The 17,946-nt window shown below is 63.7% G+C and carries 16 protein-coding genes; 6 read left to right on the plus strand and 10 right to left on the minus strand.

Annotated elements, in window-relative coordinates:
• Positions 1-2: 2 nt before the first annotated feature.
• The 3 genes from glpB to HMPREF9153_RS04540 all read right to left on the minus strand — a co-directional run bounded on the left by glpB (position 3) and on the right by HMPREF9153_RS04540 (position 4,371).
• Positions 3-1,346 carry a glycerol-3-phosphate dehydrogenase subunit GlpB gene (gene glpB / locus HMPREF9153_RS04530; protein WP_004809823.1) on the minus strand — a complete coding sequence of 448 codons (1,344 nt, stop codon included), beginning with the start codon at positions 1,344-1,346 and terminating at the stop codon, positions 3-5.
• Positions 1,343-2,977 (minus strand): anaerobic glycerol-3-phosphate dehydrogenase subunit GlpA, encoded by a 1,635-nt coding sequence (gene glpA / locus HMPREF9153_RS04535; protein ID WP_004809824.1) that lies wholly within the window; start codon positions 2,975-2,977, stop codon positions 1,343-1,345. Before glpA ends, glpB begins: the two co-directional genes overlap by 4 nt.
• 428 nt (positions 2,978-3,405) lie before the next feature.
• Positions 3,406-4,371, minus strand: a complete 966-nt coding sequence (locus HMPREF9153_RS04540; protein ID WP_036902110.1) for a 2-hydroxyacid dehydrogenase — start codon at positions 4,369-4,371, stop codon at positions 3,406-3,408.
• Positions 4,372-4,446: 75 nt separating this feature from the next.
• Between HMPREF9153_RS04540 and HMPREF9153_RS04545 the strand changes: the two genes are divergently transcribed.
• Together HMPREF9153_RS04545 and HMPREF9153_RS04550 are read left to right on the plus strand one after the other, a co-directional pair.
• On the plus strand, positions 4,447-4,965 hold the full coding sequence (locus HMPREF9153_RS04545) for a MarR family winged helix-turn-helix transcriptional regulator (RefSeq protein WP_004809830.1): 519 nt from the start codon (positions 4,447-4,449) through the stop codon (positions 4,963-4,965).
• Entirely contained in the window at positions 4,962-6,500 is a 1,539-nt protein-coding gene (locus tag HMPREF9153_RS04550) for a chloride channel protein (RefSeq protein ID WP_004809835.1), read from the plus strand. Before HMPREF9153_RS04545 ends, HMPREF9153_RS04550 begins: the two co-directional genes overlap by 4 nt.
• 29 nt (positions 6,501-6,529) lie before the next feature.
• On the opposite strand, the gene HMPREF9153_RS04555 is transcribed toward HMPREF9153_RS04550, so the two are convergent.
• Together HMPREF9153_RS04555 and HMPREF9153_RS04560 are read right to left on the minus strand one after the other, a co-directional pair.
• Complete coding sequence (locus tag HMPREF9153_RS04555; RefSeq protein ID WP_004809837.1) at positions 6,530-7,936, minus strand: amino acid permease; 1,407 nt, start codon at positions 7,934-7,936, stop codon at positions 6,530-6,532.
• A 115-nt stretch (positions 7,937-8,051) separates the two neighbouring features.
• Entirely contained in the window at positions 8,052-8,543 is a 492-nt protein-coding gene (locus HMPREF9153_RS04560; RefSeq protein WP_004809838.1) for a MarR family winged helix-turn-helix transcriptional regulator, read from the minus strand.
• Positions 8,544-8,802: 259 nt separating this feature from the next.
• On the opposite strand from HMPREF9153_RS04560, the gene HMPREF9153_RS04565 reads away from it, so the two are divergent.
• Positions 8,803-9,975, plus strand: a complete 1,173-nt coding sequence (locus HMPREF9153_RS04565) for a metallophosphoesterase family protein (protein WP_004809840.1) — start codon at positions 8,803-8,805, stop codon at positions 9,973-9,975.
• Positions 9,972-12,581 (plus strand): ATP-binding protein, encoded by a 2,610-nt coding sequence (locus tag HMPREF9153_RS04570; RefSeq protein ID WP_004809843.1) that lies wholly within the window; start codon positions 9,972-9,974, stop codon positions 12,579-12,581. Before HMPREF9153_RS04565 ends, HMPREF9153_RS04570 begins: the two co-directional genes overlap by 4 nt.
• A gap of 71 nt (positions 12,582-12,652) precedes the next feature.
• Here the strand turns inward: HMPREF9153_RS04570 and HMPREF9153_RS04575 are convergent, their stop codons facing one another.
• Together HMPREF9153_RS04575 and HMPREF9153_RS04580 are read right to left on the minus strand one after the other, a co-directional pair.
• The gene (locus tag HMPREF9153_RS04575) at positions 12,653-13,999 is read right to left on the minus strand and encodes an MATE family efflux transporter (RefSeq protein WP_004809845.1); all 1,347 of its coding nucleotides are present in this window, start codon (positions 13,997-13,999) and stop codon (positions 12,653-12,655) included.
• Positions 13,999-14,646, minus strand: coding sequence for a TetR/AcrR family transcriptional regulator (locus HMPREF9153_RS04580; protein WP_004809847.1), 648 nt, complete (start codon positions 14,644-14,646; stop codon positions 13,999-14,001). Before HMPREF9153_RS04580 ends, HMPREF9153_RS04575 begins: the two co-directional genes overlap by 1 nt.
• Before the next feature lie 138 nt (positions 14,647-14,784).
• Between HMPREF9153_RS04580 and HMPREF9153_RS04585 the strand changes: the two genes are divergently transcribed.
• Complete coding sequence (locus HMPREF9153_RS04585; protein WP_080564859.1) at positions 14,785-15,657, plus strand: aminodeoxychorismate lyase; 873 nt, start codon at positions 14,785-14,787, stop codon at positions 15,655-15,657.
• Positions 15,657-16,145: a Cys-tRNA(Pro) deacylase gene (ybaK, locus tag HMPREF9153_RS04590; protein WP_004809850.1), complete on the plus strand. Its 489-nt coding sequence runs from the start codon at positions 15,657-15,659 to the stop codon at positions 16,143-16,145. Before HMPREF9153_RS04585 ends, ybaK begins: the two co-directional genes overlap by 1 nt.
• A gap of 12 nt (positions 16,146-16,157) precedes the next feature.
• Here the strand turns inward: ybaK and HMPREF9153_RS04595 are convergent, their stop codons facing one another.
• The 3 genes from HMPREF9153_RS04595 to HMPREF9153_RS12690 are packed head-to-tail and all read right to left on the minus strand — an operon-like array spanning position 16,158 to position 17,913.
• Positions 16,158-16,553, minus strand: a complete 396-nt coding sequence (locus HMPREF9153_RS04595) for a hypothetical protein (RefSeq protein ID WP_004809852.1) — start codon at positions 16,551-16,553, stop codon at positions 16,158-16,160.
• A complete protein-coding gene (locus tag HMPREF9153_RS04600) occupies positions 16,550-17,125 on the minus strand; it encodes a hypothetical protein (protein ID WP_004809854.1) in 576 nt (191 codons plus the stop codon). Before HMPREF9153_RS04600 ends, HMPREF9153_RS04595 begins: the two co-directional genes overlap by 4 nt.
• Positions 17,122-17,913, minus strand: a complete 792-nt coding sequence (locus tag HMPREF9153_RS12690; protein WP_023032096.1) for a L,D-transpeptidase — start codon at positions 17,911-17,913, stop codon at positions 17,122-17,124. The genes HMPREF9153_RS04600 and HMPREF9153_RS12690 overlap by 4 nt, the downstream gene beginning before the upstream one ends.
• Between the last annotated feature and the right edge of the window lie 33 nt (positions 17,914-17,946).

Consider the following 17,946-nt stretch of genomic DNA (forward strand, 5'->3'; position numbering starts at 1 on the left):
GATCAGTTCCTTTCCTTGGTCGCAGCAGCTGCCCCGACCGACGACAGGATGGCATCGGCGGCCTTGATGGCCGAGCCGAGGGCGATGCCCTCACCCGACTTCTCCTGCCACCTGGTGGCGCCGGCGATCACGCCACCGGAAGCGTAGACATTGGAATGGACGGGCTTGCCCTGGTAGGTGACGAGCATGTTCTCGTCCACCTCGACGCCACACAAGAAGAGCGGCTGCGGGGAACCCCAGTAGTCGCCGTGGACCAGGCCCTCCTCCTCGACGCCCTCCGGCATGGTGACCGGGAGGTCGAGGATGGTCTCGTGCAGCTTGCCGTGGGAGTCGAGCTTGAGGGCTCCGGACTCGAAGCCACCACCAGCGAGGACGACGGCGTCCGCCTTGATGTCCTTGCCGGCGCCGGCAGTGCCGACATGCACGGAAACGACCTTGCCGTCGACGACCTTGCAACCGGTGACCTTGGAGCCGAGCACGTAATCGACGCGCTCGTTCTTGGCGGTCACGACGAGCTTGTTGTTGAGACGCATGCCTGGCACGCAGGGCGGCAGGGACGCGATCTCGAACACCTTGGCTCCGAGGATCTTGCTGAAATCAGCAAGAACCTCGGCGTGGTTGTCGATGCCGAGGACAGCCGGCAGGGCGACGATCTCACCGGGGTTGACGAATCCCTTGACGCCCTCGGCCAGCACCCGACGGGCACGAGCGTTGTCGAGGGAGCGCGCCATGTTCAGGCCGGTGGCGTCATACTCACCCTTGCGGGGCTCGAAGTCGACGACGACGGCGCGGGCGGAGGCGTGGCCACCGCCGGGCAGCTCGGTGCGATCGATGTTCTGGGCGATGAGGCCTGCGTGGAAGTCCTTGTACTGGGCCAGACCGATGACGACGACCTTGTCGCCGTCCTTGAGGTTGCCGTTGATCATCGACGGCGGGACCAGGGCGGTGGGACGGATCGCGCCAACAGCGGTCGGCAAATTGATCGTCGACTCGGCGTCGCCGACCAGGAAGGACTCACCGACGACCTCCCGCAGGAAGTCGATGCCCTCCTTGACAGCCTCCACGCCGATCTTGGCGTAGGGGTGCTCGGGGTGCTCGGAGGCGTACTTCTTGACGGCCTCGTAAGGCTTCTCGACGCGCTCAGGGGTGTAACCGAGGACGTCAATGGTGCCCTGGCCCAGCTGCAGGCCGCCGACACCCTTGGTGACGAGGGTCACACGGGCGCCACCACGGCGAAGACGCAGGGCGGTGATCAGGCCGGCCAGGCCCGATCCGACAACGACGACGTGCGGCGCCTTGAAGCGGTCGGAGGTCGGCGATGAGGTGGTAACGGTTGCGGTGCTCACAGCTCGACCTCCTGCTGCGGGGTGGGAAGGTGCTCGACGTCGAAGGTGCCCTGGAAGATCCAGTCGTCGAGGACAGTCTGACGAACCTGCTCGCCGTAGAGGATCGGCCACAGGCCAATCCAACGGTTCTTGAGGAACAGACGCAGCAGGCCGGTGGCGCGCTCGGCGTCGATGTTACCCTCCTCGACGGCAACGCCGGTGGCGCGCATCGAGCAGAAGCCGCCCTGGCAGGGGCCCATGCCCAGACGCAGCTGACGACGCAGGTCGTCGAAGGTGGCGTCGGGCTGCTCGGCCAGCAAGTCGGTGAACATCTTGCGGCTCATCAGCTCACACTCACAGATGATCTGGTCGTCGAGCTTCTCGGACATCGGGACGGCTTCGGGATCGCCACCGCGAACCAGGCCGGTGCTGGCGCGACGCTCCTCGTTCTCACCCAGACGATGGGTGATGAGGTAGTTCTTGCCGACGGTCGAACCGGGTACGGCCTCCTCGGCGGTACGGCAGGGGCGGTCGTCACCAAGCTGCTCACACATGACGTCGACGACGTTCTGGGCCATCAGACGGTAGGTGGTGAGCTTGCCACCAATGATCGACACGATGCCATTGACACCGTCGCGGGAACCGTGGTCGAGGATGCTCATACCGCGGGACATGTGACGGGTATCGGTAGCGGCAACTCGCTTGTCCTTGAACAGCGGGCGGGCACCGGCCCAGGCGTGCACGGCACGGGCCTCGCGGAATCCGGGGACCAGGGCCTCGCCGGAGTCGAGCATCTGCTGCACCTCGTTGCGCGGGATGGACAGACGCTCTGGATCGTCAGCCTTGACGTCAGTGGTGCCGATGATCGACACGGTGTGCACCGGTACGAGGATGTCGCCGTCAGTCGGGTAGATGCAGCGGTTGACAACCGTGTTCACCAGACGGTGATTCATGGCGATCATGATGCCGCGGCCGGGGACGACATCGACGTCGTGACAGCCGACGAGCTCGGCAATACGTCCGGCCCACGGGCCGGCGGTGTTGATGACGAATTTGCAGTCGATGCGGATCTGCTCGTCGTGCTTGAGGTCGTGTGCGACGACCGCGGTGATCTGGTCTCCCTCACGGATGATCTCGGTGACGGCGGTGTAGGTCATCACCTTGGCGCCGTACTCGATGGCAGAGTGAGCAGCTCCCCAGACCATCTGCCAGCCGTCGACCGAACCGTCCTGAACGGCGAAGGCACGCTTGATGCCGGGGTTCACGCGGGGCTCGCGGCGCAGCGCCTCAGCAGTGGAGATCTCCTCGAAGGGAACCTTCGACTTTCTGGCACCCTCGATCCACTGATCGGAGAACTCCAGGTCGTCCTCCGGGGTGACCACGAAGAGTCCACCGGTCTTCTCCACGGCGTCGGCGTGGATGCGAGTGACAATTGCGTTCTCCTCGGCGCACTCCGTCGCCGACCCGGGATCAGACACGACGTAACGGCCACCGGAGTGGAGCAGGCCGTGGTACCGACCGGTCGTCCCTTGGCCGAGGTCGGCCTTGTCCAACAGAACGGCGCGGTATCCACGCATCGCGACGTCCCGCACGACGCCCGCACCGGTGGCACCGCCACCGATGACGACGACGTCTGCGTCCATGGTCCTCATTGAATGCTCCCTTCGAAACCATCCGGCATGTGGGGTGTGGCGCAAGGGGTTCTCGGTGCCCCGCCACCGTTGCCAGGTACTTCTCAAGGTTAGGGAAAACAATGGGCCACAACCACCAGAACCGGCTTTTGTGCATGTTCGCGCAGACTCTTGGGAACGGACGTGCAAACGGCTTCATGGCGCGGTTTTCACCCGATTACACCTCGCCTCCAGCGTCGCAATTTAGGCAAAAAATAACTTGTTTAAATAGCAGAAAGACAAGAAGGACAATTGTGTGAATAACCACCCATCCTCACCTTGGGACAATTCCTACCGCGTCATCACGTGGTCTCCTCGCTGTCACGGGACAGAGTTGGGCCAGGTCTCCCGACAGCAGGGTCCTGCCGCCGAAAATCGGGCTTGCTGCCGCAACGCTGTGAGCGAACGGGTCACTCCACCGGAGTCTCGGCCGACTCCCCCGACAGCACCTTTGCGATGTTGCGCGCAGCCAGCCGGCTCATGACCTCACGGGTCGGCAGGGCAGCTGATCCGATGTGCGGCAACAACACAACGTTCTCCATCGTCATCAGACCCCCAGTGATCGTCGGCTCGTCCTCGAACACGTCCAGGCCGGCACCGGCGATCGACCCAGCCTTGAGAGCCTGGACGAGAGCAGCTTCGTCGACACAGGCACCACGTGCGGTGTTGACGAGGTAGGCGGTCTCCTTCATGGTGGCCAGGGCGTCAGCATTGATGACATGGCGGGTCTGGTCGGTGAGCGGGCAGTGCAGGGAGACGGCGTCAGAGGCGGCGAGGAGCTCGTCGAGCTCGACACGACGAGTCGGCTGGGTGTTCGGATTGACGGCGTCGATCGCTGCGACATCCTTCTCGTGACGGGCGTTGTAGATGACGTTCATGCCAAATGCAGCAGCGCGTCGGGCCATCGCCTCGCCGATCTGTCCCAGGCCGATGATGCCGAGGGTGGCTCCTTGCAGACCAGCGCCCAACATGAAGGTGTGGTCGTAACGCCAGGCCTTGCCGGCACGCACCCAACGCTCCGCCTCGCCGGTGCGGCGGGTGACCTCGAGCAGCAGGGTGAACGCAAGATCAGCAGTGGCCTCATGGAGGACACCTGGGGTTGAGGTCACGACCACTCCGGCTTGCCTGGCGGCGTCAAGGTCAATGTTGTTGAACCCTGCGGCGCACTGTCCGATGACCCTGAGTTTCTCACCCTTCCCGATCATCTCGGCGTCGAGGGGGTCGGACAAGCTGGTCAGGAGTGCGTCGGCGGTGACGATCTGGTCGGCGATTTCCTGGCGATCCATGAAATGGTCGCCGCCCACGATCTCGTGACCGGGGAGTTCCTCGTTGACAACGGACATGAGCTGCGGTGCGGTGACGATGATGCGAGCCATGGCATCACTGTAGGTGAACACGACCCATCGAAACAGGGCGTCGCACAAATTGATGCAGTGTGCAACAATTCCGCTGTGCAGATGTCGCAGGGTGCAACGAAATCGGAGGGGCTGAACCCCAACCATGCCGATGTCGAGAAGGCACTGCAGGCGTCATGGGCCCTCGTCGACGTCGCGGCCCGGTCCCTCGCCGAGCTTGCCGAGGACGTCAGTGCCCCCCAGTACCGACTTCTCGTTCTCATCGACGCAGGGGTGACACGCGGGGTCGACCTGGCTCGCGACCTGGAGGTCCACTCCTCGACCATCGCGCGGATGGTCGAACGCCTCGTCGCCAAGAACCTCATCGACCGCTCCCCCGACCCTGATGACCGTCGCGCCAACGTGCTCTCCCTCACCCCACGTGGCTCGAAGCTGGTGCAAGACGTCAACGAACATCGTCGACGTCAGCTCATTGACCTGCTCAGCCAGCTGGAGCCGGGAGAGATCGAGACCGTCGTCACCGGGTTCACCCTGTTCACCCGCGCCGCCGAGGCCAGTGGCCACGGCACTCCCACTTCCAACCGCTCCTGTGCAGAGGACTCCAGCCAGCAATGACCGAGACCGCCGTCCATCCCGAGGCACGGGCCGCGTGGGCCAAGCGTCTGAGACGTCTGCGCCGTGCCCTCGTCCCGCACCGGCCCAAGGCCTTCCGAGACTCCCTCAACCGATGGCTGCTCATGGGCACGGTCATCGGCATCGTCTCGGGCATCGGTGCCATCATCTTCTTCTTCTGCCTGGAAACCGGCACCCACTACTTGCTGGAGACCTTGGGCGGATACACCCCGCCGGGCACCCTCGGTGAGGGAGACGGTAATCCGGGAACCGGCCTCACCCGGCCCTGGGCCATCCCACTGGTCGTCACCGGTGGCGCGCTGGTCTCGAGCATCCTGGTGTACTTCGTCGCTCCCACTGCCAAGGGCCACGGCACTGACAACGCCATTCACGCTGTCCATCACGACCCGACGGCGCTCAGGGGCAAGGTCGCGGTCATCAAGATCATCGCCTCGTCGCTCATGATCGGTTCCGGAGGCTCTGGTGGACGTGAGGGCCCCACCGCCCAGATCAGTGCGACCGCCATCTCCTCGCTGTGCAAGAAGCTCAAGATCGCCACACCGGACGCCCGCATCGCCGTCTCGGCAGCAACCGCTTCGGGTATCGGAGCGATCTTCCGCGCTCCTCTGGGTGGCGCCCTGCTGGGTGCTGAGCTGCTCTATCGCGACGACATGGAGTCCGACGCGATCATGCCGTCCCTAGTGTCCTCGATCGTCGCCTTCGTCGTCTTCGGATCGGTCTACGGATTCGAGCCAATCTTCGGATCGCTGAGTGGGGTGCAGTTCTCCCAGCCCCTACAGCTCATCTGGTACGTCCTGCTCGGTCTGGCTGCCGGTCTCATGGGCAAGTTCTACGTCAACGTCTTCTACGGCGGCACCAAGTTCTTCGACCGACTCAAGAAGGTTCCCGGCTGGCTCGTCCCGGCCATCGGTGGCCTCGGCGTCGGCCTACTCGGCCTGGTCATTCCGGCTGCTCTGGGAACCGGTTACGGATCGGTACAACAGGAGATGTTCGCCGACAACCTCATGCGTATGCCCCTGCTCATGGTGCTGGCCATCCCGTTCGCCAAGGTCCTCTCGACGACCCTGTCGATCGGCTCAGGCGGTTCGGGTGGCGTCTTCGGCCCCGGCATGGTCATCGGCGGCGCTACCGGAGCTGCGCTGTGGCGTCTTCTCGAGGGGCTTCCGGGCATTCCCTCCTCCCCGATGAGCTTCGTCATCGTCGGCATGATTGCCTGCTTCGGATCGGTGGCCCACGCCCCGCTCGGCATGCTTCTCATGGTTGGCGAGATGACCGGAAACCTGTCGATGCTGGCCCCCGGCATGATCGCCGTCGCCGTGGCTGGACGGGTCGTCGGAGACACCTCGATCTACACCTCCCAGCTCAAGGACCGTCTGGAGGGTCGTCGTGTCCACGCCATGGGTCGTGTCACGAAGCCGGCCGAAGCCAGGTCCGAGGACGAGGCGGCCAGCCCGAAGCCGTCCATCAAGAAGCCGGCGACCAAGAAAACCGACGGAAAGACGACCACCCTGCCGTAGAAGCCGGTTCTCGGCACGCCAGTCTGATCTCAGTCAGTCGTGGGGCGGAACGGGCTGCGTCCATCATGGCGCGACCAGGCGATTCCGACGAGGTACAGCACGACGACGAGAGCCCCCGTTGACAGCAATTGGGCGCGCACGTCGGGAGCGAACATCCCCAGCACGACGATGCCCGCCAACAGAATCATCGAGACCCAGGACACCACTGGGAATCCCTTGATTCGCATCGGCAACGGAGTGCCCTCGCGCTCGACCCGACGACGCAGCACGTACTGGGAACAAATGGTGAAGAAGTAGGTGACGATGATCGTTGAGCCGACGATGTTGAGCAGGGTGTCGAGCACGGTGTCACCCCACTTGAAGGTCGCCAGCACGCAGCAGAATCCGAAGAGCACACTGGCGAGTACGGCCGTTGCAGGCACCGAACGTCCCCTCGTTCGCATCGCGGCGCGGGGAGCCATGCCTCGCTCAGCCAGGGAGCCGAGCATTCGGGCTGCGCCGTAGAGGTTGGCGTTGAGGGAGCTGAGCAGGGCGAGCACGATGACCAGGGTCATGATCTCGGAAGCAGCTGGGATACCGGCGCGATCAAGCACGGCGACGAAGGGGGAGGTGCCGAGTTTGGGGTCGTCCCAGGGAACTGCGATGACCATGACGGCCACCGATCCCATGTAGAAGAGCAGGATTCGCCAGACGATGGTCCGCACCGCGCGGGAAACATTGCGCGCCGGGTCCTCGGTCTCCGCGGCGGCCACGGCCATGATCTCGATGCCACCGAAGCTGAAGGTCACCATGAGGAGGGCGGCCGCGACACCGGACCACCCATTGGGCATGAATCCACCGTGTCCGACGAGGTTGGACGCTCCGGCCGCGGGGGCTGCCAATACGCCACAGATGAGCAGTACGCCGACGACGAGGAACACGAGGACTGCGGCCACCTTGAACAGGGCGAACCAGAACTCAAACTCCCCGAATCGGTCGACCCCGAGCAGGTTGACGGCCGTCAGGACGACCAGGAAGATGAGTGTGAGTAGCCACACCGGTGCTACCGGCCACATCGCGACGAGGGTTGACGCCGCTGCGATCGCCTCGGCCGCGACGACGATGACCAACTCGATCCACCAGACCCAGCCCATTGCGAATCCGGCGGCCGGGCCCATGGCTCGCGAGGTGTAGACCGAGAAGGCACCGGAATCGGGATGGGCCGCAACCATCTCGCCGAGCATGTACATGATGGCGATCACGAGCAGACCGGCGACGACGTACGCCATCAAGGTGGCCGGACCGGCCGCCGCAACCCCCTTGCCAGAGCCAACGAAGAGCCCGGTCCCGATAGCCGATCCCAGGCTCATCATCACGAGATGACGGCCCTTCATCCGGGGCTTGCCTTCTGCGGGGCCCGTGGGCGTCCGCGTGACGCCCGTCATCTGTGTGGCCATGGTCGCTCCTCACCTACGTGTGGGTGGGGCTGATGTTAAGGCCGGGTCGACTGTCTGGAGATTGCTGTTTCCGTAGGTGGGACGGGGCACGACTGACTCGACACATCTGCTGCGGTCATTCGGGGTCGGCCAGCTGGTTCCTCTCCTCCTCGATGAGGCCGTCGCAGATGCGGCTGAGAATGGTCTCCAGGTCGTTGAGATGACCATGATCCAAACCACCGAAGACAACCCGACGCACCAAGGCCGCATGACCTGGAGCGGCCTGCTGCAGCGCTGTCCTCCCCTGATCGGTGAGGTGGATGATGGCTCCTCGGCCGTCGGAGCAGCAGATGCGACGCTCGACGAGACCGCGCTTCTCCATACGAGTGAGGTGATGGGACAGCCTCGACCGTTCCCATCCCATGTGCTCAGACAGTGCGACGACTCTCATCTCCTCGTCGTCGGTCTCCGACAGCCGGACGAGGACCTCAAAGTCCTGCACGGACAGCTGTGAGTCGCGCGACAGTTGACGATTGAGCACGGCTGGCAGAGCGGTCGTCACCTCCAACCACAGGCGCCAAACCCGCTGTTGGTGGTCATCCAGCCAAACGGTGCGATCCTCTGTCACTGTGCCTCCTTCATTCCTGAGTATAGGAGCCCGGTAGGCACCCTTGGGCCTACCGAAAGTGTCCCGTGTTGACGTATCACCTTTCTCGTGTCATGAGAGTTGCCATATCAACCGGAGCATATGGAGGACAAGGAGAATCACATGACTGACATCAACGCTGTCAAGCAGAACTGATTGCCAGAACTCCACTAAATCCTCACCTGACAAGCCAGAACATTCGTCGCACAGAAGTGTCCAGGTCGTCTCCTATCGTGTTGCCATGACGAGATTCCTCCATACCTCGGACTGGCAGCTGGGGATGACTCGGCACTACCTGTCCAAGCGGGGCGATGATGACCCGCAGGCACGATTCACTGCCGATCGCATCGAGACGGTGCGCAGGCTGGGCGAGGTCGCCCGGCAGGAAGAGTGCGATTTCGTCGTCGTAGCCGGCGACGTCTTCGAGACCCAGAACGTTTCTGCTCAAATCATCGCCCGCAGCTGTGAGGCGATGGCCTCCATTGGCTTGCCTGTTTATCTACTACCGGGAAACCACGACAGCCTTGAGCCCGGATGTCTGTGGGATGGAACGGAATTCACCCGTCGCTGCCCTGACAATGTCTGCGTCCTGCGTGACCGGTCAGAAGTCGACGTCACTGACGCCAATGGCTCCGTCATCGCGAAGATCGTCGCCGCTCCCCTGACAACTCGGCATCCATCGACGGATCCGCTGGCAGAACTCGCCACCAGCCTGGAGCCCACTCAGACCCCTCGCATCCTGGTTGGCCACGGCCAGCTGGAGGGATTGTCCGGTGACACCCGGGAGGCTCTCATCTCGCGGGCTCCCCTGGACGATGCCACTGCCCGTGGCGCATTGACCTACGTCGCTCTGGGAGACCGCCACATCGCATGGCCGGTCGGCGATGACCACGCTGCAATTCGCTACAGCGGCACCCAGGAGACGACGAGCTTCAACGAGGACACCGTCGGCACCGCAGTCGTCGTAGACCTCGACGACCCGCTCACCTGCAAGACGATCAAGGTTGGCACCTGGTTGCACGCGCGAGTCAGTCAGGAGGTCGCAGGCGAGGCAGATCTGGAAGCTCTGAGGGACCGGTTCAATTCCTTCGATCACCGGGACCGCACCATCATCCGCTATGACCTGCACGGCCAGCTCACCATCTCCCAGAAGGCCGAGCTCGACGAGATCATCGCCGACCACGAGACGGTCTTCGCCAGTTTGGAGCCTAGTGAGAACCGCCACGATCTCACGGTCGTCGAAGACGACGCCAGCCTGGCCGATGCCGACCTACCGAGCTGGGTGAGGGATGCTGCTGAGGAATTGTCGGCCATGTGTGCCACCAATGAGGACGCCGTCTCAGCCCTGACCCTCCTGCACCGGCTCGTGAACGCGAAGAACCCGTCGACACGCGCTGCGGAGGTGACACGATGAAGCTGCATCGCATCCACGTCGAGAACTTCAAGGCCATCGAGAACCGCACCCTTGAACTGCCCGATACTGGAATCGTCGTCGCGACTGGCCCCAACGAGGTCGGAAAGACCTCAATGGTTGAAGCGTTGGACCTCGTCCTCGGCACCAAGTACAAGGCTTCCTCCCGGGCACAGGAGGTTCGACAGGCCCAGCGCTACGGAACCTCACTTCCGGTGGTCGTCGAGGCCGAGATGACGATCGGTGAGCATCGTTTTGCCCACCGCAAGAGCTTCCTCAGGGACAAGGAATCCTGGTTGAGGTTCATCTCAGGTCCGCGGGCCGGACAGATCGTCACCGGGGACGAGGCCGTCGAAACGATGGAAACCCTGCTGGCCGGAGCGGACATGACGCTGTGGAATGCCCTGCGACTCATGCAGGCCAGCAGTCTGTCGCCACTGCGGTTGGACTCCTCCAAGGCTCTGACAGCAGCGCTCGAGCAGACAGGCAGTCAGAAACCCGACGAGGGTTCGATCGGCGGTCTCATGGACCGAGTGCGTGCCGAGTACGAGGTGTACTACCAACCCACCACCGGCAAGGAACGGAAGGGAGCTTTCCAGGAACGGGAGCAGCTGGAGGCCGTCAGCCATGCACTCGACGAGGCTTCGACACGTCTCAAGGAGGTTGACGAGGTCGTCGAGGCTCTCACTCGGATCAATGAGCAGATCAGCCACGACCACGACGTCGTGGCATCGAAGATGGCCGAGTGTCAGCAGACCAAAGCTGCTCTCGACAGTCTCACCGAGCTGGAGAAGGAGGTTGAGACCACCAGTCGCGTTGCCAAGGAGGCGGCGCAGCATCACGCCGAGGCCACATCCGCTCACGGGGTGCGAGTCAAACTCGTTGAGAGCCTCACCGAGGCTCGCGAGAGGCATGAACAGTGCAAGCAGGTGGCCGTCGAGAATGCCGAGAAGGACCGAGCGCTAGCCGCTGAACTCGCGGAGACCCAGAGCGCCCTCGACGACGCCGCGTCCAAGGTCGCCGAGGCCGAGACTGCGGAGGAGGGAGCACGACGTACCCTCGCCGCTGTACGAGCCGGTGAGGAGGCCGCAAAGGCGCGCAAGCAACTGGACCGCGTCATCGAGCTCAGGGAGCGCCTCTCCGACGGACAGCAACGTCTCGAATCCGAGAAGGTGACGAGCCAGCTGCTGACCAAACTCAAGGAAGCCGCCAAAACCGACGCCATCGCCAAGGAAGCAGCGGCGCTGGCCAGCACCCAGCTCATCATCGAGCATCGGGACGAGGGAGATCCCCTACGGATCGACGGCGCCACACTTGATCTGCCTGTCGGCCAGACGAGCCAGCGCAGCATCGACGGTGAGCTCGTCATGGAGATGGGCGATGCGTGGCGACTGAGAATCTCCCCCACCTCCGAGGTCATGAACCTGGCACGCGACGCGGAGACGGCGCACCAAGCGGTCGTGTCCCTCTTCGCGGAGCTCGGCGTGGCCAGCCTGGAACAGGCCGAGGCCCGCATGGCCGAGCGCAAGGTCCTCCAGTCGAACCTCGCTTCCTGGAAAGAGCAGCTGGAGCGCGAGCAGGGCGAGAACACCATCCAGGAGCTCGAGGCGCTCGCCGATCAAGCCAGCGAGGAAGTTACCCTCACGGCCGCAGAGGCCCAGAAGCTGGAGGACGACGCCGTCGCCAAGGCCAACGAAGCGCGCAACTCTGAACGCCAGGCCCAGGCCCGCCTCAAAGCGGTGGACAAACGTCGCGGCGAGACCCATGAGAAGGCGTTCCGCGCCAATATCGACCTCGACAGCGCGGCCAAGGCCGTCGCCCGACTCGTCGAGGAGCTTGCCACCGCACGGGAGGCCATCCCGGACGGCGACCTGGCCGAGGCTCTCACGATCGCCGAGGAGGAGGATCGCGTCGCAAAGGCCGACGCCGAACGCGCCGCAGCTGCCCTTGCCGAACGCAACCCCGACCAGGTCCATGCCGAGGCAGAGGGAAGCCAGCTGGCCCTCAGCAAGGCAACCTCTCGTCTCAAGGAGGACACCGACCGTCAGTTGGAGCTCAAGGGCCAGCTGCTTGGCCTGGGCCGCCAGGAACGCCAGGCCGACGTCGACACCTTGGCCAGCAAGAAACACCAGCTCTCCCGACGTGTCGCCGGGCTGGAAAGCCGAGCACGATCGACGAGGCTGCTGTACGAAACCCTCAGCCGTCACCTCGACCAAGTGCGTCAGTCCTACGTGGCCCCGTTCACCAGCGAGATCGACCGGATCGGCAGGGCCGTGTTTGGTCAAGACCTCCACGTCGAGATCGACTCCACTCTGACGGTGGTGGCTCGCCAACTGAGGGGCGCACGCCTGGAGTGGGATCAGCTGTCATCGGGAGCCCGGGAACAGCTGGGACTGGTGGTCCGACTGGCCGCGGCCCGCCTCATTGACCCCGATGACGGAGTTCCCGTAATCCTTGACGATGCCTTGGTCTACTCGGACCCAGTGAGGGTCAGGCACATCCTCACCGAGGTTGCCCAAGGGGCTCGAACGAGTCAGATCGTGGTGCTCACCAGTGCTCCTGAGAGGTACGACTCGGTTCCTGGGGCCCAGCAGGTTCGGTTCGATTGAGCCGTTCCGTCGCGTGGGGAGGCTGGTCCGAAGCCCGTCGACCTCGGACCAACGAGCCAATCGAGGCTCGCTCAGGCCCCGGTCCGCATCCAGGCATCCCCGTGAGCCCGCCAGGCCAGAATCCCGCAGCGCACGGCCATGAACCCACCAAAGGCGATCCACAACCAGACGACCGCAGCAGCCGGGTCAGCTGGCGCCCAAAGATGAACCGCCCATGCCATCGGCAGATACACCAGGAACATCACCACCTGGGCTCTCGACAACCAGCGGCCGTCACCTGCTCCGATGAGCACTCCGTCGAGAATGAAAGCCGGCCCGGCGATGACCTGCTCAACGGCCACGACGAGAAGACCAGCCGCCACCGCCCGGTGAACTGCCGGATCATTCGTGTAGATGGCGGGAACCAACTGATGGGATGCCGCCAGAAGCGCCCCAATGACAACTCCGGCCCACACTCCCCACCGAGTCATGGTGCCGGTCAACAACCGTGTGCGGCGAATGTCGCCAGCTCCCAAACTCGCTCCCGTCAGGGCCTGACCAGCGATACCGAGGGCGTCCATCGTCATGAGGAGCAGGTTCCAGATCGTCATCGTCACCTGGTAGGCAGCCATGGTGATAGCTCCCGCTCGTGCCGCCACCCACGTCGTCACGTAGAGAGCAGCCCGCAGCGCGAGGGTACGAATGAGCAGCGGGATGCCATCGCGCAGGCTCGAGGCGATACCGCCCCAATGAGGCACGAGGCTCAGGTCGAGACCGTGAGTACGTCTCCACAACACCCATACCAGGGCCACCGCCATGGCAATCTGGCAGATCAGGGTGCCAATTGCTGATCCCTCGATCCCCCAACCCATTCCGAGCACGAACCACAGGTTGAGCACCAGGTTGAGGCTGAAGGTGATGACGGTGACGACCAGGGGCGTCCGGGTGTCCTGGAATCCTCGCAGTACCCCGGTGACGGCCATCGTTGCGAGCATGGCGGGCACACCAAAACCAGTAATGCGCAGATACCGTCCGGCCTGTTCAGCGACCACGCCGCTGGCACCGAACCACCCGGCAACCGTCGTCGGAATGACCACCAGCATGATCGCGACGAGGATTCCGATGATGAGGGACAGCCAGAGTCCGTCAACACCGGTCTGAGCCGCACCATGGCGGTCCCCCGCTCCCATCCGGCGCGAGGAGGTGGCCGTCGTCGCATAGGCGAGGAAAACGAAGAGACCCGTGAACGTCGTCAGGGCTGCCGACGCAACACCGAGGCCGGCCAACTGGGCAGTGCCCAGGTGCCCGACGACCGCAGAATCCGCGACGAGAAATAGCGGCTCAGCCACCAAGGACAAGAAAGCGGGTATCGCCAGATTCAGGATCTGGCGATACCCGGTCTCAGCCTGGAAATCCGTATTGCGACTCGCTCGAGCCATCAGGCTCGAGCAATCGCACCACGTAGGGAGGCACGAATGATGTTGAGGACGTTCTCGGCTCGCTCGGAGGCCTTCTCACCACGCAACGGACCGGAGGTCGACAGCGAGGCAAACCCGTGAAGCAACGACCACAGCAGGATGGCGAGGTCGCGCACATCGACTCGCTCCGAGAGCTTGATGTCGGGGTCGGCGAGAACATCTCTGATGACCGAGTCGGGCAAATTCGGTGCCTTCGACCGATCCGTTTCGATCATGTCGAGGCCGGCATCCGAAATGCGGTATGCGACGTCGAAAAATCCCGGCTCTGCCAGGGCGAAATCAAGGTACGCGCGGCACGCAGCCACCAGCTGGGCAACTGCTTCAGCTTCATCGTCTTCAGGCTGAGCTTCAGCCACAGCTTCACGCATCCTACGGCCGATCTGGTCGGCAGCCGCCAAGCCCACCTCATCGAGAAGGGCCTCGCGGTTCGTGAAGTGACGGTACGCCGCGTTGGGTGACACGCCAGCTCGGCGAGTCGCTTCACGGAGCACGACCGCCTCGGCGCCACCACTGCGAGCCATCTCCAAGCCCTCTTCCACAAGGGCCTCACGCAGATGGCCGTGATGGTAGGTCTGACGTGTCTGCGACGAGCGATACGACTCCGTCATTAATGATCTCCCAGTCCGTTAGTAATATGACATCAGCCAAACTGGCTGAATATCGACGCCCAACCATACGTGACATTCCTGTGGTCGCGAAGGGCAACCTCTGTGACCACCCAACTTCCACTCAACTAGGCTGAACGCATGAGTTCAAGTGTTCCATATCTACTAGCCATACTCGGCGAAGGGGTCGTACCGCCCTCGACCATGGTGTGCCATGGAGACGATCTCGGACTGCTACGTGGGGACGGAGTTTTCGACACGACTCGTATCGTGACCGCCCAGGATGGAACGTCCCGAATTGATCATCTCGAAGAACACCTTTCCCGCTTCGCTCGATCAATTTCCGGCGTGGACGGACCCTCGCCCGACATGGACTCGTGGAATCACCTCATCGAGGACGCTGCGCGCAGCTGGCGCATCCCCGGAGAGGCCGCCCTCAAACTCGTCTACACCACCGGTCGCGAGGTGGTCCCGGGACCTCCACGAGGGTTCCTCATCATCGTTCCCCTCTCCGAAACCCACAAGGAAGAGCGGGAAGGGATCGACGTGCTGTGCCTTTCGCGTGGGGTCACCAGCGAATCCTTCGCCGATGCACCGTGGCTTCTCGGCGGTGTCAAGACCCTGTCCTATGCCGTCAACGTCGCGGCACTGCGTCATGCCAAGTCCCAGGGCGCTGACGACGTCATCTTCACCTCGACCGAGGGCTATCTGCTTGAAGGGGCCACCTCTGGGTTGGTCGTCGAGGCTGCCGACGGACTGTGGACAACCCCCACCGGCGCAACTGGGATCCTCAGCTCCATCACCGTCAATACCGTCTTCGAAGCCGCTGACGACGACGGGGTCGAGACTTCCACCCGTCTCATGAAGCGCGACGAGGTGCTGCGCTCCCAAGGGGTCTGGCTGCTGTCGTCCATTCGTGGCGTCGTCCCCATCCTGAGCATTGACGGCCGCCCGGCTCCCCAGGACGACGAGATGACCCACCGGTTGCGGGTGTGGGCCGGATTCGAGGAGTGATGCCCGCCTCCGACTCGGCCTCGCCCGCGACCAAAGCCCTTGTCAAGGCCAAGGTGGCTCATGTTCTGCACAGCTATGACCACGACCCTGCGAACCACCACTTCGGCGAGGAGGGAGCAGCAAAGCTCGGCTTCGACCCGGCCATCATGCTCAAGACCTTGGTCGTCGAACTCACTCCCTCGGGAAAACTCGCCGTTGCCGTCGTCCCCGTGAGTGGCCAGCTCAACCTCAAGGCCTTCGCATCCGCGATGGGTGCGAAAAAAGCCGCCATGGCCGACCCCGCGGCAGCCGAGCGCTCAACGGGGTACATCGTCGGGGGGATTTCGCCACTTGGACAGAAAAAGCGGCTGCCCACGTGCATCGATGAATCGGTGATGGAGCAGCCGCGAGTGCTGGTGTCAGGCGGGCGTCGCGGGCTGTCGGTGGAATTGTCACCATCAGACCTGATGGCTGTCACCGGGGCCTCGACGGCGAGAATAACCTGCTGACGCCAGCCTGCGTCACTTCCGGGAAGACTTGGCGATCGACTGGGGCAGAGCGAGCAGCCCGACGACGATGACGACACCCAGGATCACGTGGATCCACTTGACCGCACCGCCGCTGCTCATCTCGCCGAGGCCGTACTGGACAAGGATCAGCACCGCCATACCAACCGCGTGACCAACGATCGACGAGGCCCCACCGCGACGCTTCCACATGACGGCGAGGACCGCAGCCACGATGGCGGCCACCAAGGTCAGAATTCCAAATCCCATGTGCACGTCGCCGAGCCCGTGAACACCGGAGAGCATGAAACAGGCCAACGCAGCCTGAATGATCACGGACGCGACCGCGATCCAAGCAGAGATCGTCAGGGCCTTGGGAGGGGTGGGAACGACAGGGGTGTTCTGTGTCATGACTCACACTGTAGGCCACCGCTGCCGTCACGACCTCGTCGCGAACGGTGCCCTTCTATGGCCCACGGCCCCCACCAGACCCCCAGCCCGATCGCTACCAGGAGGGCAGGCCACGTCACCTCGGCCACCGCTGAGAGCATCGGTATCAAGGCGAAAAGACCGGCTGCCCCCAGGAGGACCGTCGCTCCCCCGACGATTCCACCTGCAAGACGCTGGCTCCTCCGCTGCTCCAGCCGTGCACCCAGCAAAGCTGCCTGCAGGACGACTGGGATGATGAGGATCACTGCCACGCCCATCGCGTAGAGCAGACCGACGAGGAGGCTGCCGAACCAGCCGCGTACCGGCATCGTTCCGCTGGTGCCATTGGCCCCAGGTGTGACGGCCCATATCGCCAGGCTGAGACCCCACACCAGTCCGGTGATGGCCATTACCGCGACAAAAGCACCGGCAGACCTACCGACCCGGGCAGATTCGGTCGTCGACCCCAGGGTGTCTGGATCGCCCTGATCGACGTCGTGGCCCAGCCGCGCTCTCAGGTCGAGGGTGTTCTCCTCGTCGCGCCGACGGCTCACCGCACCTTCACCTTCGTACCCTCGTGAGCGAAGGAGTAGAGGGCCTCCGAGTCCTTCGGAGCCAACCTCGCGCAGCCGTGACTCGAGTACCCCGGCATGCCCAGGGTGTAGACAGGCTGAGCAGGTTTCTTAGTCTTCTCGTCCCACGGAATCTGGTGGAAGCCAATGTGGCCGATCGCTCCCGGGCGTTGATAGAAAGCCAGAAAATTGGGGATGTACCAGCGAATGCCATCCTCGGTTGATGCGGCATGTTGAACCTTGTACTCGATCTCATAGTCCCCGACCGGGGTTTTCCACGGCTCCGCGGTGGTGAGCATCGCGCGCTTCACCACACCGTCCTCAACGAGGTAGACGTGATTCTCCGCCTTGATCCACAGCACATAGGTTCCAGCGCCTGCCGAGGATTTCTCACCCACCGCCAGGGATGCGGGACGTGGAGTTGGGCCGGGAATCGAGGGCCTCGATTCGTCGGTCTGGGGACTGGCGGAGTCCTCGGGCTCGTCGGCACCGTCCTTGTCAGTCGGTCCGTCCGGGGCCTCCTCACTCGGGGACGCCTTGGCCGTCAACTCGGGAGAAGCGGTCGGGCACGTCACGGGATAGCGATGACGAGCACGAAGATCACCCGCGCCCGGAACGGAATCGATACACGTCGTCACTGCCGGCGTGGATGATCCGCAGCCAGCGACCAAGCACACCATTGCCACCAGGGCAGCGAGGAAACCACCGCCGCGCCAGAGGCCAGAGTCGGCGCGCGGTTCCGGGGTCGGGGTGGTTCCGGAGCCGGTCATCAAATCCAGTTTAGAGGCAATACCGTTAAGTTC

Origin of the sequence: Cutibacterium avidum ATCC 25577, assembly GCF_000227295.1 — a bacterium.
Classification (GTDB): domain Bacteria; phylum Actinomycetota; class Actinomycetes; order Propionibacteriales; family Propionibacteriaceae; genus Cutibacterium; species Cutibacterium avidum.

Excerpts from the sequence above, each read along its gene's own strand:
- HMPREF9153_RS12690 (WP_023032096.1), bottom strand. The coding sequence starts at position 17,913 with ATGACCGGCTCCGGAACCACCCCGACCCCGGAACCGCGCGCCGACTCT.
- HMPREF9153_RS04595 (WP_004809852.1), bottom strand. The coding sequence starts at position 16,553 with ATGACACAGAACACCCCTGTCGTTCCCACCCCTCCCAAGGCCCTGACG.
- HMPREF9153_RS04555 (WP_004809837.1), bottom strand. The coding sequence starts at position 7,936 with ATGGCCACACAGATGACGGGCGTCACGCGGACGCCCACGGGCCCCGCA.
- HMPREF9153_RS04570 (WP_004809843.1), top strand. The coding sequence starts at position 9,972 with ATGAAGCTGCATCGCATCCACGTCGAGAACTTCAAGGCCATCGAGAAC.
- glpA (WP_004809824.1), bottom strand. The coding sequence starts at position 2,977 with ATGAGGACCATGGACGCAGACGTCGTCGTCATCGGTGGCGGTGCCACC.
- HMPREF9153_RS04575 (WP_004809845.1), bottom strand. The coding sequence starts at position 13,999 with ATGGCTCGAGCGAGTCGCAATACGGATTTCCAGGCTGAGACCGGGTAT.
- HMPREF9153_RS04550 (WP_004809835.1), top strand. The coding sequence starts at position 4,962 with ATGACCGAGACCGCCGTCCATCCCGAGGCACGGGCCGCGTGGGCCAAG.
- HMPREF9153_RS04565 (WP_004809840.1), top strand. The coding sequence starts at position 8,803 with ATGACGAGATTCCTCCATACCTCGGACTGGCAGCTGGGGATGACTCGG.
- HMPREF9153_RS04585 (WP_080564859.1), top strand. The coding sequence starts at position 14,785 with ATGAGTTCAAGTGTTCCATATCTACTAGCCATACTCGGCGAAGGGGTC.
- HMPREF9153_RS04540 (WP_036902110.1), bottom strand. The coding sequence starts at position 4,371 with ATGGCTCGCATCATCGTCACCGCACCGCAGCTCATGTCCGTTGTCAAC.
- ybaK (WP_004809850.1), top strand. The coding sequence starts at position 15,657 with ATGCCCGCCTCCGACTCGGCCTCGCCCGCGACCAAAGCCCTTGTCAAG.
- HMPREF9153_RS04580 (WP_004809847.1), bottom strand. The coding sequence starts at position 14,646 with ATGACGGAGTCGTATCGCTCGTCGCAGACACGTCAGACCTACCATCAC.